This is a genomic window from Roseburia sp. AF22-2LB, assembly GCF_003461125.1.
GTDB classification, from domain to species: Bacteria; Bacillota; Clostridia; order Lachnospirales; family Lachnospiraceae; genus Roseburia_C; species Roseburia_C amylophila.
Genome location: NZ_QTWM01000004.1, coordinates 156,253 through 170,650 on the forward strand (window position 1 = coordinate 156,253; position 14,398 = coordinate 170,650).

Annotated in this window: 13 protein-coding genes; 9 read left to right on the forward strand and 4 right to left on the reverse strand. The window is 42.7% G+C overall.

The features are described 5' to 3' along the window. Positions 1 to 58 precede the first annotated feature (58 nt). The 3 genes from DWX96_RS07990 to DWX96_RS08000 all read left to right on the forward strand — a co-directional run bounded on the left by DWX96_RS07990 (position 59) and on the right by DWX96_RS08000 (position 3,267). Positions 59 to 1,351 (forward strand): C40 family peptidase, encoded by a 1,293-nt coding sequence (locus DWX96_RS07990; RefSeq protein WP_118057206.1) that lies wholly within the window; start codon positions 59 to 61, stop codon positions 1,349 to 1,351. 94 nt (positions 1,352 to 1,445) lie between these two features. Further along, positions 1,446 to 1,895 carry a winged helix-turn-helix domain-containing protein gene (locus DWX96_RS07995; RefSeq protein WP_118057207.1) on the forward strand — a complete coding sequence of 150 codons (450 nt, stop codon included), beginning with the start codon at positions 1,446 to 1,448 and terminating at the stop codon, positions 1,893 to 1,895. Beyond that, on the forward strand, positions 1,885 to 3,267 hold the full coding sequence (locus DWX96_RS08000; RefSeq protein WP_158561832.1) for an MATE family efflux transporter: 1,383 nt from the start codon (positions 1,885 to 1,887) through the stop codon (positions 3,265 to 3,267). Before DWX96_RS07995 ends, DWX96_RS08000 begins: the two co-directional genes overlap by 11 nt. Before the next feature lie 21 nt (positions 3,268 to 3,288). On the opposite strand, the gene DWX96_RS14750 is transcribed toward DWX96_RS08000, so the two are convergent. After that, complete coding sequence (locus DWX96_RS14750) at positions 3,289 to 3,423, reverse strand: hypothetical protein (RefSeq protein WP_022244007.1); 135 nt, start codon at positions 3,421 to 3,423, stop codon at positions 3,289 to 3,291. Between the two features lie 222 nt (positions 3,424 to 3,645). On the opposite strand from DWX96_RS14750, the gene DWX96_RS08005 reads away from it, so the two are divergent. From DWX96_RS08005 to DWX96_RS08015, 3 genes are all read left to right on the forward strand, one after another. Further along, a complete protein-coding gene (locus DWX96_RS08005) occupies positions 3,646 to 4,434 on the forward strand; it encodes a peptidoglycan recognition protein family protein (RefSeq protein ID WP_117947436.1) in 789 nt (262 codons plus the stop codon). A gap of 86 nt (positions 4,435 to 4,520) precedes the next feature. Beyond that, the gene (locus DWX96_RS08010; protein ID WP_118057209.1) at positions 4,521 to 5,999 is read left to right on the forward strand and encodes a methyltransferase; all 1,479 of its coding nucleotides are present in this window, start codon (positions 4,521 to 4,523) and stop codon (positions 5,997 to 5,999) included. Positions 6,000 to 6,004: 5 nt separating this feature from the next. Further along, on the forward strand, positions 6,005 to 8,665 hold the full coding sequence (locus DWX96_RS08015) for a sensor domain-containing phosphodiesterase (protein WP_117698053.1): 2,661 nt from the start codon (positions 6,005 to 6,007) through the stop codon (positions 8,663 to 8,665). Between the two features lie 54 nt (positions 8,666 to 8,719). Here DWX96_RS08015 and DWX96_RS08020 read toward each other — a convergent pair whose 3' ends face one another. Together DWX96_RS08020 and DWX96_RS08025 are read right to left on the reverse strand one after the other, a co-directional pair. Further along, positions 8,720 to 9,475: an exodeoxyribonuclease III gene (locus tag DWX96_RS08020; protein WP_117947433.1), complete on the reverse strand. Its 756-nt coding sequence runs from the start codon at positions 9,473 to 9,475 to the stop codon at positions 8,720 to 8,722. A gap of 116 nt (positions 9,476 to 9,591) precedes the next feature. Then, positions 9,592 to 9,834 (reverse strand): hypothetical protein, encoded by a 243-nt coding sequence (locus DWX96_RS08025; protein WP_117698055.1) that lies wholly within the window; start codon positions 9,832 to 9,834, stop codon positions 9,592 to 9,594. 283 nt (positions 9,835 to 10,117) lie between these two features. On the opposite strand from DWX96_RS08025, the gene DWX96_RS08030 reads away from it, so the two are divergent. The 3 genes from DWX96_RS08030 (at position 10,118) to DWX96_RS08040 (ending at position 12,921) form a co-directional block, all read left to right on the forward strand. Beyond that, a complete protein-coding gene (locus tag DWX96_RS08030; protein ID WP_117842007.1) occupies positions 10,118 to 11,674 on the forward strand; it encodes a phosphate--AMP phosphotransferase in 1,557 nt (518 codons plus the stop codon). A 93-nt stretch (positions 11,675 to 11,767) separates the two neighbouring features. Next, a complete protein-coding gene (locus tag DWX96_RS08035) occupies positions 11,768 to 12,229 on the forward strand; it encodes a LytTR family DNA-binding domain-containing protein (protein WP_117698057.1) in 462 nt (153 codons plus the stop codon). Further along, positions 12,226 to 12,921, forward strand: coding sequence for a LiaF transmembrane domain-containing protein (locus tag DWX96_RS08040; RefSeq protein WP_117842005.1), 696 nt, complete (start codon positions 12,226 to 12,228; stop codon positions 12,919 to 12,921). Before DWX96_RS08035 ends, DWX96_RS08040 begins: the two co-directional genes overlap by 4 nt. Before the next feature lie 58 nt (positions 12,922 to 12,979). Here the strand turns inward: DWX96_RS08040 and DWX96_RS08045 are convergent, their stop codons facing one another. Continuing rightward, positions 12,980 to 14,323 (reverse strand): MATE family efflux transporter, encoded by a 1,344-nt coding sequence (locus DWX96_RS08045; RefSeq protein ID WP_118057210.1) that lies wholly within the window; start codon positions 14,321 to 14,323, stop codon positions 12,980 to 12,982. Positions 14,324 to 14,398: the final 75 nt, after the last annotated feature.

Below are 14,398 nucleotides of genomic sequence, written 5' to 3' on the forward strand. Positions count from 1 at the left end.
AAATAAATAGAATATCTCTTCTGCAATACCTGATGATTACATAGGTAAGGAGACAGATATGAAATACAAAACAGTAAAAAAATTATGGCTTGCAGCCGCAATCCTGACAACCACAACTTCATTATGGACCAATGTCAATGCCATGGAGACACCAGCTGCATCCGGTGCAGGCGTAATCCGGGCACTGAATGAGCAGCGCATTTTATCTGAACAGTATGCACTGCAGCAGATACAGACAGGAGCTGGTGAACTGGCAGAAGGTGAAGCAGCAGGCGAAGCAGAAATAAATGATATGGCAGAACTTTCACTTGGAAATGCAGAAGAGGAAATGCCGGCAGCAGACCAGCCGGAACTTGCGGTTGCAATCGCACCGAACTATGTGAATATTCGAAAAGAACCGTCTATAGAAGGAGAAGTGCTTGGAAAACTTTACCGTAATACGGTAGGTGTGATAGAGGCAGCAGAAGAGGGTTGGTATTATATTACTTCCGGTTCAGTCAGCGGATATGTCAGTGCAGAATATGTCTGTGTGGGAGAAGAAGCAAGAGCACTTGCGGAAGAAATTGGCACACAGCTTGCCCGGGTAACTACAACAACTTTAAAAGTGCGTACGGAAGCATCCACAGATGCTGCCGTATTAGGACTGGTACCGGGAGGCGATATACTAACGGTAACAGAGACACTGGATGGCTGGTTAAAAGTTGATGCAGAGGAAGGGGAGGGCTATGTAGCAGCAGATTATGTAGAAACCTATACGGAATATCCCCATGCAGAATCCATTCAGGAAGAAGCAGAACGGTTAGCAAGAGAAGAAGCCGCAAGAAGAGCGGCACAGGAAGCAGAAGCCAGAAGAAAAGCGGCAGAGCAGCAGGCAGCAGCACAAAAGAAGGCAGCAGCGAAGCAGAGCACCAATCATACAACAGCAGGGAATGCAACATCTAAAGCTTCAATATCTGGAAATGCTGCATCCGGAAACAGCGGAACAGCGGTGTCTGCATCTGATGCCGGTTTAGGCAGACAGATTGCAGATTATGGATTGCAGTTTGTAGGAAATCCATATGTATATGGTGGAACCAGTCTTACAAATGGGGCGGATTGTTCCGGCTTCGTGCAGAGTGTATATAGGAATTTTGGAATTAATCTGCCAAGAACCTCCGGTGAGCAGGGAGCCTGCGGAAGCGCAGTGGCATCTTTGGCAGAGGCACAGCCGGGAGATTTAATCTGGTATTCCGGTCATATCGGAATCTATATCGGAAACGGACAGATTGTGCATGCAAGTTCAGCAAAGACCGGAATTAAAGTATCAAATGCAGGCTACCGGACGATTCTTTCTATCCGAAGAATTGTATAAAGAGAATAAAAAATTTTATCCGTGGAGATACTGACTACAATAGAAAAGAGTATAAATTAGTAGAAAAGATTGTAGCAGGAAGGATAGAAGATATATGGGAACAAAGGGAACCATTATCATTCAGGAGTCAGAAGGAAGGATGCCCCAGGAACTCTGCCAGCAGCTTTTAGAAGAGGGCTACCGCATTGTATACGAAGAAGACAGGCGGGCAGGAAGTCAGATTGAAATTGGAGCGGCCTGTATCTTAGAAGTAGACAATCATTGTATCAGAAGAGGCAGGAAAAAGATTCATCTGACACCTAATGAATATAAAATTTTATATACCATGGTGAAATCTCCCCACCGGGTATATAGCAGAAACCAGTTGATTACTTATGCGTTAGAGGATGCCTTTGATGGCTATGACAGAACAATAGATTCCTATATTAAGAGTATCCGGAAGAAAATTGAAAAGAATCCCAGACGGCCGCGTTATATCATAACGGTGCACGGAGTCGGATATAAATATGTTCCATCAGACAGTGAGGGCACTCATGGAGAATAAGAGCCTGGAACAGAGGATGGAAACAGAACCGGTGCATCGTGTGATTTTGTCACTGGCGGCACCTACGGTACTTAGTATGCTGGTAATTTCTGCTTACAGTATCGTGGATACCTTCTTTGTAACAAGACTTGGCAGCAGGGCAACCGGAGCGGTCGGAATTACGTTTGCTCTGGTGGCATGGATACAGGCAGTGGGCTATACTGTTGGCATGGGAGCGGGAAGCCTTGTTTCAAGGCTCCTTGGAAAGAAAGAAAAAGAGCAGGCAGAGCAGATTGCAATTTCGGCAATTATGTCAGGGCTGCTGCTTGGACTTATAAGTCTGGGGGCAGGTCTGATTTTTTTGACACCTTTGCTGAAGCTTTCCGGTGCAACAACAGAGCTGCTTCCATATGCAAGGGAATATGCCCTCTTTGTATTGCTGTCGGCACCCTTTACCATAGAGACACTGGTACTTGGTACGCTTCTTCGGGCACAAGGCAGGGCGAAAGCATCCATGGCAGGAATGGTAACCGGTGGAATTCTTGATATTATACTGACACCGGTGTTTCTGTTTGTCTTAAATCTTGGAGTAAAAGGAGCCGCATTAGCGGCATTTATCGGACAGGCAGTGGCAGCGATGGTACTGGGAGGCTGTTTCTGGCATGGCAGAATGAAACTGAATGGAAAGAAACAAAGTAAAAATTTTTTTAAAATAAAGGACTATGGTAGCATTATAAAAAATGGTCTGCCGTCGCTTTGCAGGCAGGGATTTGCCAGCGTGGCAGCTGTATTGTTAAACCGGCAGGCGGTAGGATATGGAGATGCGGCAGTAGCAGCAATGTCTGTAGACGGACGGTTATTTATGGTATTTTTCAGCCTTTTTATCGGATATGGTCAGGGTTTTCAGCCGGTGGCAGGGTATCAGTTTGGAGCTGAAAATAAAAAAAAGTTAAAGCAGGCATTTATTTTTACTTTATGGAGCAGCACCATAGCGGCGGCAGGAATCGGTCTGGCAGGATTCCTTTTCGCACCGATGACCATGAACTTCTTTTTAAAAGAGGATATGGCAGCACAAATCGGCATTTTTACTTTTCGAAGCCAGTGCCTGATTCTTCCGCTGATTCCGATAGGAATTTTAAGTAATATGCTGTTTCAGGGAATCGGGCAGCAGGGGAAGGCGGCATTTCTATCAGCGTGCCGTCAGGGAATTGTATTTCTTCCGTTGATTTTCCTTCTACCGGAATGGATCGGACTGGCGGGAGTGGAGATTGCGCAGGCATTGTCAGATGGGCTGACTGCAATCATCAGCATTCCATTTGTGTTTTGTTATTTCCAAAAGAGTGAGAAAAAAAGAACAAAAAAAAAGACCAGTGACGGAAAGCGGCGGCTATGAAGCGCCGTTTGGTCAACTGGTCTACTGAACCATTTCTACCAGATAAGCTAACATGGTAACAGGTTCTTTCTTCTGTGCTTTCATCTCTCTTACATATGCTTCGTATTTTGCTACGAACCTGGAAAGACCCAGCACTGCATCCTGCTCTAAGAACATACAAATCCCTCCTTATGCAATTTATTATCTGAACAAACCTCTTTGTTCATTTAGTATTATATACTTACCTTTGGTAAATGTCAACAAAAAAGATGTGAAAAAATTGTGTAAAATTACCATAAAAGAAAATTAAGTTTTTGTTAATAAAATGTAAGGAACATTTGGTGTATGATGATAAGGAATGAAATAACAGATAACGCATATAGGAGCAGATAAAAATAAATGAGACAGACCGGAAGAGGAAAGAGAAAAACAGGAAGAAAAAAATATACATATGAGAAACCACATACAGCAGCAGAATACCGGCGCAGAAGAAGACAGCAGCAGGTGCGGATTCAGAGAATGCTGCTGCTTTTAGGAATTGTTCTTGTAGTAATTTTCATATTTGTATTAGGTGGGAAATTGCTCCGCTGGATAAGGGGAAAACATTTGGCAGCAGCAGATGTGCCGGCAGCCGTTACCAAAGTGGTAGAAAATCCGCCGGATTATGATGTGCAGCTTCTTACGATAAATGATTATTCCAGACCGGGACTTGCAATTGATCAGGTAAATGGCATTGTGGTGCATTATACTGCAAATCCGGGAACCACAGCGCAGCAGAACCGTGATTATTTTGAAGGCTTAAAGGACAGCCATGAAACACATGCCAGCAGTCATTTTGTCATCGGACTGGATGGTGAACTGATTCAATGCATCCCATGCAAAGAGATTTCCTATGCATCCAATGACAGGAACAGTGATACTATTTCCATCGAATGCTGTATCCCGGACGATACCGGAAGATTCAACGATGCCACCTACCAGACATTAGTGCATCTGGTGGCATGGCTTTGTGGCAGATATGATCTGACCATGGATGATGTCATCCGTCATTATGACGTAACCGGAAAAAACTGTCCGAAATATTATGTGGAACACGAGGATGCCTGGAAGCAGTTTAAGGTAGATGTGGCAGATTATATAGAAAAGAATGGAGTTGCCCCGGAAAATCTAAAAAATGACAAGGAGTAAGTCTTGCCAAATCTTCTGATTTCAAGTAATATTAAATCATTGATAGTGGAGAGACGAAAAGTCCACTGGTTGTAAGAAGGAAAAACATGTTAGAAGAGATTTGTAAGGCACTGACCGAAGAGACGAATATACGTGAAAATCTGATAGAATTAAAGAAAAGCATAAAAAATCAGGATGCATTGAAGGAATGGAAAGAATACCATGCAACGCATCCGGTTTTGTATGCTTTTTTGAGTTCCGAAGATGCTAAAATCCGGAAAAATGCAGCACTTATTCTGGGTGAGACAAATGAATCAGGGGCGGCAAAAGCACTGTTTGAGGCATACCAGAGGGAGAATACACGCTTTGTGAAAAGTTCTTATCTTACTGCAATGAATGGACTTGATATAGAGATTTATCAGGACGCATTCGGGAAGCGTTACAAGGAATTGTTAGCAGAAGTTCCGGCAGAAAGCGAAAAGAAGCACAGAACGGAAGAACTGCATGCTCTGGATAAATTGTTAGGTGGGCTGAACCAGAATAAGAAGCATCGTTTTACTGGATATGAAGAAGAGGTAGAAGTGCTTCTGACAACCAATCCTGCATATCGTGAGATTACGGCAGAACAGATAAAAAAAGATCGTCCGGTGCTGGTTCCGGCAGGTGTAAAAGTAAAGACAACACATCTTAGGGATGTGATAAAGATTCGTACTTTCCGGGAGATGCTGTTGCTGTTGTCCGGGGGACACCGGATTGCTGCAGAACCGGAAGTGGTAGCAGAGGCATATGCAAAATCAAATCTTATGGAGTTATTAAACAGGCTGCATGAGGGCAATCCACCATTTCGCTTCCGCATGGAAGTAAGGGGCATTGCACCGGAAGAAAAAGGCAGCTTTATCCGGAAAGCGGCAGCAACATTAGAAGATTTAACCGGACATCAGCTGTTAAATACGGTAGATGGCTATGAAATAGAATTGCGGCTTACGAAGAATACGGATGGCACATTATATCCATCCTGTAAATTATTTACGATTCCAATGCGGAGATTTTCTTACCGGAAGGAAGCAGTTGCAGCATCCATTCATCCGGCAAATGCAGCATTATTTATGAAGCTGGCAGAACCTTATCTGAAAAAGGGTGCACAGGTATTGGATCCGTGCTGCGGAGTTGGTACCATGTTAATAGAACGTGACCTTCTGGTGCCGGCGGGAGATATGTACGGACTGGATATTTTTGGAGAGGCTGTGATAAAGGCAAGAGAGAATGCCAAAGCGGCAGGAAGGCAGATTAATTATATTAATCGTGATTTTTTTGATTTTACACATAAATACCTTTTTGATGAAATCATTTCCAATATGCCATTGAGAGGGAAGAAAACAAGAGAAGAACAGGATGCCTTTTACAGTCAGTTCTTTGATTGTGCAGGAAAATTCCTGAAAAATGGTGGTCATATGATTTTATATTCCAATGAGGGCGGCTTTGTAAAGAAACAGCTGCGGAGACATATGGAATATCGTCTATTAGACGAGTTCTGTATACGGGAAAAAGAAGGTTTTTATTTATTTATAGTCGGTAAAAAGGGGTAACAAAAATGAAGCAGAAGTTGGATATGCAGGGGAGTAATGAGTTAATGTTTGGAGCGGAATTACTCGACGGAAGAGTGCTTCAGGGATTACAGGACCGTTTCTGTGCCTGTAATAATTTATATTGTGTATGCTTAAGTCAGATGCAGGGGGTTGTGACCAAGGCATATGGTTCCAAGGAAGAACTGAATTATATTCATGAAAAAGTCGGTATGGCACGCCATATTGTGCTGCTGAACAGACTGATTACCTCTGAGATGGAAGATGTAGTGGAAGAACCATTGGAAGAGGATTATTTGAAAATGAACGGTGTTGCAATCCGTGTAGGCGGTAAGATTGCAGCAATCTGGATTGTCATTGGTGTGCTTTCTGATATAGCCGCACCAGAACAGGAGATTCCGGAGAATATCCAGAAGACTACGACAAAGCAGTATTACAATTCACTTGATTTTTTAACCTATATATCCAAACAGTATTTTGCTACAAAGTTGGATGAGCTTCTGGCACAGGAAGCATTTGCCAAAAACAGGGAAAGCCAGGAGCAGATTAAGACAGAATTACAGCGTACAGAGGTCATGACTTCTATCGTGAAAATGCTGGAGAGTGAAAATGGCTTTTCCAAAATTGCAGACGAAATTCTGACAGATGTATGCAATTATCTGAAAATCAGTAATGCAGCATTGCTCCGTATTAACCGGGATGGCGAGACTGCGGATATGATAAGTGAATGCTGTCTGGAGGAAGAGGATGCATTGATTGCAAAATGCCAGGGCATTTCCACATCAGAATTTCCTTTTACCAATGGCAAGCCTTATATGATTTCAGCAGATTCCATACTGCCGCCCGCATTTGCACAGTTTTTTGAAAAATGGAATATTCAGGCGGCAATCAGCCTGCCGGTAGAGATTAACGGGGAAGCTGCCATGTATTTATGCTTCTTTGAACTGCGGAAACGCCGTATCTGGGATGTTTCCGATATTAAATTTTTAAATGAAGTAAAACAGATTGTGCAGAGTATTTTGATTAAGCGGATTACAAAGAATTCGCTGGCAAGTTCTTATGCATCCTTAGAGGCAATCCTTGAAAATGTAGGCTGTGGAATCTGTGTAAGGGATATGCTTTCGGAGAAGATTCTTTATACGAACCAGCAGTTTCACAGGTTATTTGCAGATGGCCGGTTTGAAAAGCAGCAGGATGAGATTTTCCGTTCCGGTAATAAGCGTTATGGAAATGGTAATTTTGTAGAATATTATTCCAAAGAGGATAACCGGTATTTTGACATTTATCATACCCAGATTAACTGGGTGGATGGCAGAAGGGTTATGCTGCTGACGGTTTATGATGTGACGGATAAAAAGCTTTATCAGCAGAAGATTGAACGCCAGGCGAATAATGATTTCCTGACGGGACTTTATAACAGAATGCGTTGTGAGCATGATGTGGAAATCTATATCCAGAGAGCCAGGGAACAGGGTGGCAAGGGAGCACTCTGCTATATTGACCTGGATGACTTTAAGCATATTAATGATGGTCTGGGACATCAGTATGGGGATATTCTGCTGCAGACGATTTCAAGAAGCCTGCAGGGAGTGACCGGACTGGATTCTACCTGCTACCGCATGGGTGGTGATGAGTTTATCATCATTGTTAATCAGGAAGAATATCAGCGTCTGGATGAGATTTTAACAGAGATTAGGAATATTTTCTCCAAGCCGTGGTTCTTAAAAGGTGGAGATTACTACTGTACCATGAGTATGGGGGTGGTATGTTTCCCGGATGACGGAGACAATGTACAGGAATTAATCAAAAAAGCAGATATTGCTTTATACGAAGCAAAAAAAGGCGGTAAAAACCGTATAGAATTCTATGATGAGAATGTAGAAGCAACATCCTTTAAGCGGCTTGATTTAGAGAAGAATATGCGTTATGCCACTACAAATTCCTGCCAGGAATTTGAGGTGTATTATCAGCCGATTGTGGATATTTCCAGACCGGGAGATCCATGTAGTGGAGCAGAGGCACTTATCCGCTGGAATTCCGAGGCAATGGGGATGATTTCCCCGTCTGAATTTATTCCACTGGCAGAATATTTAGGACTTATCAATCCAATCGGAAGCTTTGCATTGAAAGAAGCCTGCCACCGTTGTAAATACTGGAATGACATGGGACATCCGGAGTATCATGTCAATGTAAATCTTTCGGTGGTACAGCTATTGCAGAATGATATGAAAGAAAAAGTCAGGGAAGTGTTGGAAGAGACAAAGATGGATCCGGCAAACCTTACCCTTGAAGTAACAGAGAGCCTTGCAATTAACGATATGAAGCGTATGAAGAGGATTCTTTCGGATATCAAGAGCCTTGGAGTAAAGGTTGCACTGGACGATTTTGGAACAGGTTATTCTTCCTTGAACCATATCCGTGAGCTGCCGATTGACATTATCAAGATAGACCGCTGCTTTATCATTGACATTGGAAAAGATGAGTATGCAGAGGCCTTTGTAAAGATGGTATCAGAACTGGCAGAGACCATCGGAGTACGGATTTGTGTAGAGGGGGTAGAGGAAACGGAACAGGTGGAGAAGCTCCGCAGCATGAAGGTGCAGTATATTCAGGGCTATTATTATGGCAAGCCAATGCGTGCTGAGGACTTTGAAAAGAAGTATCTGTAGAAAAAAAGAATGGGTAAAAGCTGATGGAAGGAAAGCTTTTTACCCATTTTAAATTTAGCAGTCTATCTCCAGTTCTACCGGACAATGGTCGGAACCAGGGACTTCCGTATGAATGGCAGCTCCCTTTAACTTCTCTTTTAAGGGCTGGGAAACCAGGAAATAATCAATACGCCATCCGGCATTCTTTTCCCTTGCGTGGAAACGGTAGGACCACCAGGAGTAGATGCCTTCCTGTTCCGGGTAGAAATAACGGAAGGTGTCGATAAAACCATTCTCTAAAAGAACAGAGAATTTTTCCCGTTCTTCATCTGTAAATCCGGCATTTTTACGGTTGGTTTTCGGATTCTTCAAATCAATTTCTTTGTGGGCAACATTCAGGTCACCGCAGAAAATAACCGGTTTCTTTTCTTCTAAACCCTTTAAATACTGTAAAAAAGCATCTTCCCATTCCATACGGTAGGAAAGCCTTGCCAGTTCGCTCTGGGAGTTTGGTGTGTAGCAGGTGATGAGATAGTAGTTTTCATATTCTAATGTGATAACACGTCCTTCTTCATCATGCTCCGGGATGCCAATGCCATAGCTTACAGAAAGAGGTTCCTTTTTGGTAAAGATGGCAGTGCCGGAATAGCCTTTTTTCTTCGCATAATTCCAGTACTGGTAATAGCCCGGAAGGGAAAGGTCAATCTGTCCTTCCTGCAGTTTAGTCTCCTGAATACAGAATGCATCTGCATTGATTTCATGGAAGAAATCTAAAAATCCTTTATTGACACAGGCACGTAAGCCATTTACATTCCAGGAAATAAATTTCATAGTGAGTCTCCTTTTTATTGATACATATCGGTGATTGCGAAAAAGCGGTGTTTTATTTGAAAAAGGTCTGTATTCGAAGAATTGGTGGCTTATGTGATGTGAAATGCCAGCAATTCTTAGCTGCATATTTTTCTTAATGGTAAACTGTCTTTCCGTTGCTTTGACCGGATGCCGTCACTGTCCGCCAGGTGCGGATGCCACATAATAACTGCAAGGGGCACTAAGAATTTCGAGACATATTTTGTCAGGTCCGGCAACCGGCACAAATTCACATCCATGTTCATATGTGCCTCGCTGGCACGTCCCTGTGCCAGCGTTGCCGGGTGCCGGACGAAATTCCAAGTGCCCCTAACAGCCATTAAAAGGCATCCGTACTCCGGCGGACAGTACCGGCATCTTGTCAAACATTGGAAAGACTGCTTTCTATCACAAAAAGAAAAATATGCAGCTTAGAACTGCGGTATTTCATGTCAAAGCCACTGTGCTTCGAATACAGCCTTTTGAAATAATAATTTCTTTTCGCAATCACATATTTGTTTCATTATACCCATTAGACTGGATATTCTTCAAGAAAAATATTATACTATTTCTATATATAAAAATGCAACGTATTGTGGAGTTATAAGCGAAGGAGGATATGCGATGTTAGAGAAGGTAGATTTAAACCGGAAGATGGGGAAAAAGGAATATAAGGAGTGGATGGACGATTTGCAGCCAAAGTTGTCCTATCTGCAGAGAGCCTGTAAGGAACAGAAGATTCCGGTCATGATTGTATTTGAGGGATTTGGTGCAGCAGGAAAAGGAACATTGATTAATAAAATCATTGAGCCTTTAGACCCGAGGGGATTTTCGGTATACGCTACTGCAGTGGAGACCAAGGAAGAGAAAATGCATCCGTTCCTGTGGCGTTTCTGGACGAAGATTCCATCCCAGGGAAGAATTGCAATTTTTGACAGAAGCTGGTACCGGAGAGTGTTGGTGGACCGCTTTGACGGTGTGACCACAAAGGAGCAGCTTGATTATGCGTTCGGAGAAATCTGTTCCTTTGAAAAACAGCTGACGGATGATGGCATGGTAATTATTAAGCTGTTCGCAGATGTGTCAAAGAAGGAGCAGAAGAAGCGTTTTGATAAGCTTCTGGAAGATAAGAAGACTGCATGGCGGGTAACAAAGGACGATTTGGCGAGAAATAAGCATTATGAAGAATATCTTGCCATGAATGAAGAAATGCTGGAAAAGACGGATTCTGAATATGCACCGTGGCATATTTTAGAGTGCACCGACCGGGAATATGCGGCAGCAAAAATGACGGAAATCGTAGTTTCTGTGTTGGAGCAGGCAATCGCAGATAAGAAAGCCGAACAGGAGAAGAGGGAGCAGGAGAAAACAAAGGCGCAGGAAATAAAACAGGAAAAGGATACTTTGCAGGAAGCAGGAGCCGCATCACAAAAGGAGCAGGTACTTAAGAGCTCCGTACTGGCAGGAGTAGACCTTTCAAAGAAGATGGAAAAAGAGGAGTACAAAAAAGAACTTGCACGTCTTCAGGCAAGACTTTCCGAGCTTCATAATGAACTTTATAAATACCGGATTCCGGTGGTGCTGGCATTTGAAGGCTGGGATGCCGGTGGAAAAGGCGGAGCCATCAAACGGCTGACCCAGGCATTGGATCCAAGGGGGTATCAGGTAAATCCGGTGGCAGCACCCAATGATGCAGAAAAAACACATCATTATCTGTGGCGTTTCTGGAAACAGTTTCCAAAGGATGGTCATGTAGCAATATTTGACCGTTCCTGGTATGGCCGCGTTATGGTTGAGAGAATCGAAGGCTTCTGTCAGGAAGAAGAATGGAAGCGTGCTTACCATGAGATGAACGAAATGGAAGAGCAGCTGGCGCATCATGGAACCATTGTTTTAAAATTCTGGATGCACATTGATAAGGATGAGCAGGAGCGTCGTTTTAAGGAGCGTATGGAAAACCCGGCAAAGCAGTGGAAGATTACCGATGAGGACTGGCGCAACCGTGAGAAATGGGATGCTTATGAAAAGGCAGTGGATGAAATGCTGATTCGTACCTCTACCACTTATGCACCATGGATTTTAGTAGAGGCAGACTGCAAGTATTATGCCAGAATTAAAGTGCTTCGTACGGTGGTAGAAGCAATTGAGAAGCGTCTGAAAGAAGAAAAAGAACGGAAATAATTACCACTTGGTTCGTATTTCTTACCACTTATTCCAAAGGCATTTACAGAAAAATGTGTTTGTGTATAATGAGTGACATAGGAAGGAACGACAATGAAGATACGGATTGAATTAGACGAAAACTTAATAGAGGATGAAGTGCTGATTCGCTGCAGATCCTTAGATGAAAATGTAAGGAAAATACAGGAAGCCGTGTCACAGGTGCTTACCGGAAAACAGCAGTTAATCTGTTATAAGGAAGATACGGAATACTATCTGTCTTTGGATGAAATCCTGTTTTTTGAGACAGAGACCAAAGAGGTATGGGTGCATACAACAGATAAGATGTATCAGACCAGATATAAACTGTATGAGCTGGAAGAACTGTTGCCGGGACATTTTATGAGGGTTTCCAAATCCACGATTTTAAATACCAACCGGATTTACTCCATTACAAGAAATCTTACGGCATCAAGTGTGGTGGAATTTATGGGAAGCCATAAACAGGTATATGTATCAAGATATTACTACAAACCATTAAAATGTAAACTGGAAGAAAAGAGGATAAGAAAATGAAAAAAGAGAGAATCTTCTGGGGACTGTTTCTGATTTTTGGAGCGGTATTCCTGATTGTAAGCAAACTGGGACTGGTGGAAGGCATTGGCTTCTGGACGGTAATCGGAACAATATTTTTCGGTTGTATTTTATTAAGCAGCCTGATAAAGCTTCGATTTACCGGAATCTTTTTTTCATTGGCATTTCTTGGAATTATTTATGATGAACAGCTTGGCATACAGGCGATTACACCATGGCCGATACTTGGAGCGGCACTGCTTTTATCCATCGGCTTCGGTATCATTTTTAAGAAGAATACCACAAAATGTTGGAAAAAGAAAAAAGATACGGACTATGAGACCATTATAGATGAAGAGGATGGTAACCGGATTTCTTTCGATACCTCCTTTGGCGCATCCATCAAATATGTGAATACGGATGATTTCCAGTCTGCTTCCTTGGACTGCAGCTTTGGCAGCATGAAAGTGTATTTTGATAATGCGATGATGCAGCAGCCACAGGCAACGATTTATCTGGATGCATCCTTTTCCGGAGTAGAGCTTTATATTCCAAAGAGCTGGGCAATGATAAATAAAGTCCATGCAGCATTTGGTGCAGTGGAAGAGAAAAATCGGAATGTACCGGATGGTGTGCACAGTGTGATACTTACTGGAGAATGTAATTTTTCCGGCGTAACAATTATATATGTATAAGAAATAGCATAGAGAAAGCTGTCAGCAAAATTTTGCTGGCAGCTTTCTCTAATGTATTTTATGCCTGTGTGCCCGGAAGCCGGAGGCTTGATTTCATCAGCAGGGCTGCAATTGCGGCAGTGAGAATTTCCGTAATCCAGAAGGCATGGAATACGCACTGTGGACCAAAGGCTTTGCAGAGAACAAAAGCAAGCGGAATGATAAAAAGGATATAACGGAGCAGTGAAATAATTAAGGACTGTCCGCCCTTTGAAAGCCCTTCCAAAGCACCGGAGGCAGTAATGGATACGGTGGAAATCAGGAAACCACAGCAGATAATCCGAAGGGCATTGCTTCCCACGGAAATTGTGGTGGCATTGTCTGTAAACATTCCGATAAGGTAAGGTGATGCAGTAAAGCAGATAATCATACCAAGGAGCATAATGACACCATTCATACAGAGGGTAAGATGATAGATTTTCTTCACACGCTTTATTTCACCGGCACCGTAATTGAAGCCCACCAGCGGACGCATCCCCTGGATAATTCCATTGGCAGGAAGGTAGAGGAAGGTCTGCAGCTTGTAATAGATTCCGACGACTACCACATAACACTGGTCATATGCGGCAAGGAGTCCGTTTAAAAATGAGATCAGTAAGGACGGCAGAGCCAGATTTAAGATGGCTGGAATGCCGATACCATATAATTTCAAATCAAGATGTTTATCCAGGATAAGATATTTTCTGCTAATCCGTACACTGATTGGGCGCAGAAAATAGGCAAAGAGATAAAAAATAAGAGTCAGCAGCTGTCCGATACCGGTGGCAAGGGCAGCTCCGCGCATTCCCATTTTCGGGAAGATGCCAATTCCGAAAATTAAAAGCGGGTCTAAAATGATATTGGCAATACATCCTAGCATCAGTCCAATCATGGAGACATTCATTCTGCCGACAGACTGAAAGACTTTTTCAAAGGTTAAATTCATCATAATAATGATACTGAATACAAATACAATATTTGCATATTCTACACCTGACTTAAGAACATTACTGTCGGTGGTAAAGCGGCTTAAAAACGTAGGAATCAGGGCAATGCTTCCAATCGTTAAAATGACACCATGCAAAATAGAAAAGAAGAACCCATGGGTTGCAGCAATATTGGCTTTTTCCCCTTCTTTTGCACCAAGGTGAAAAGAAATTAAAGCATTAATTCCGACACCAAATCCAATTGCCACAGCATTGATAAAATTCTGCACCGGATAGACCAGGGAAAGGGCAGTCATGGCATCTTCACTGATTTTGGCCACAAACAGACTGTCTATAATATTATAAAGAGAATTTACCAGCATGGAGATAACCATAGGAAGTGCCATGGTAGTCAGCAGTGGCAAAATCGGTTTTTCTTTCATAAAATCTTCATTCATAATAATTACTCCTTTTTTCTTTTTTCTCACTAATCCAAAGTGTGAGAAAGAACAAAGAATGTGCCTTGGCGCATT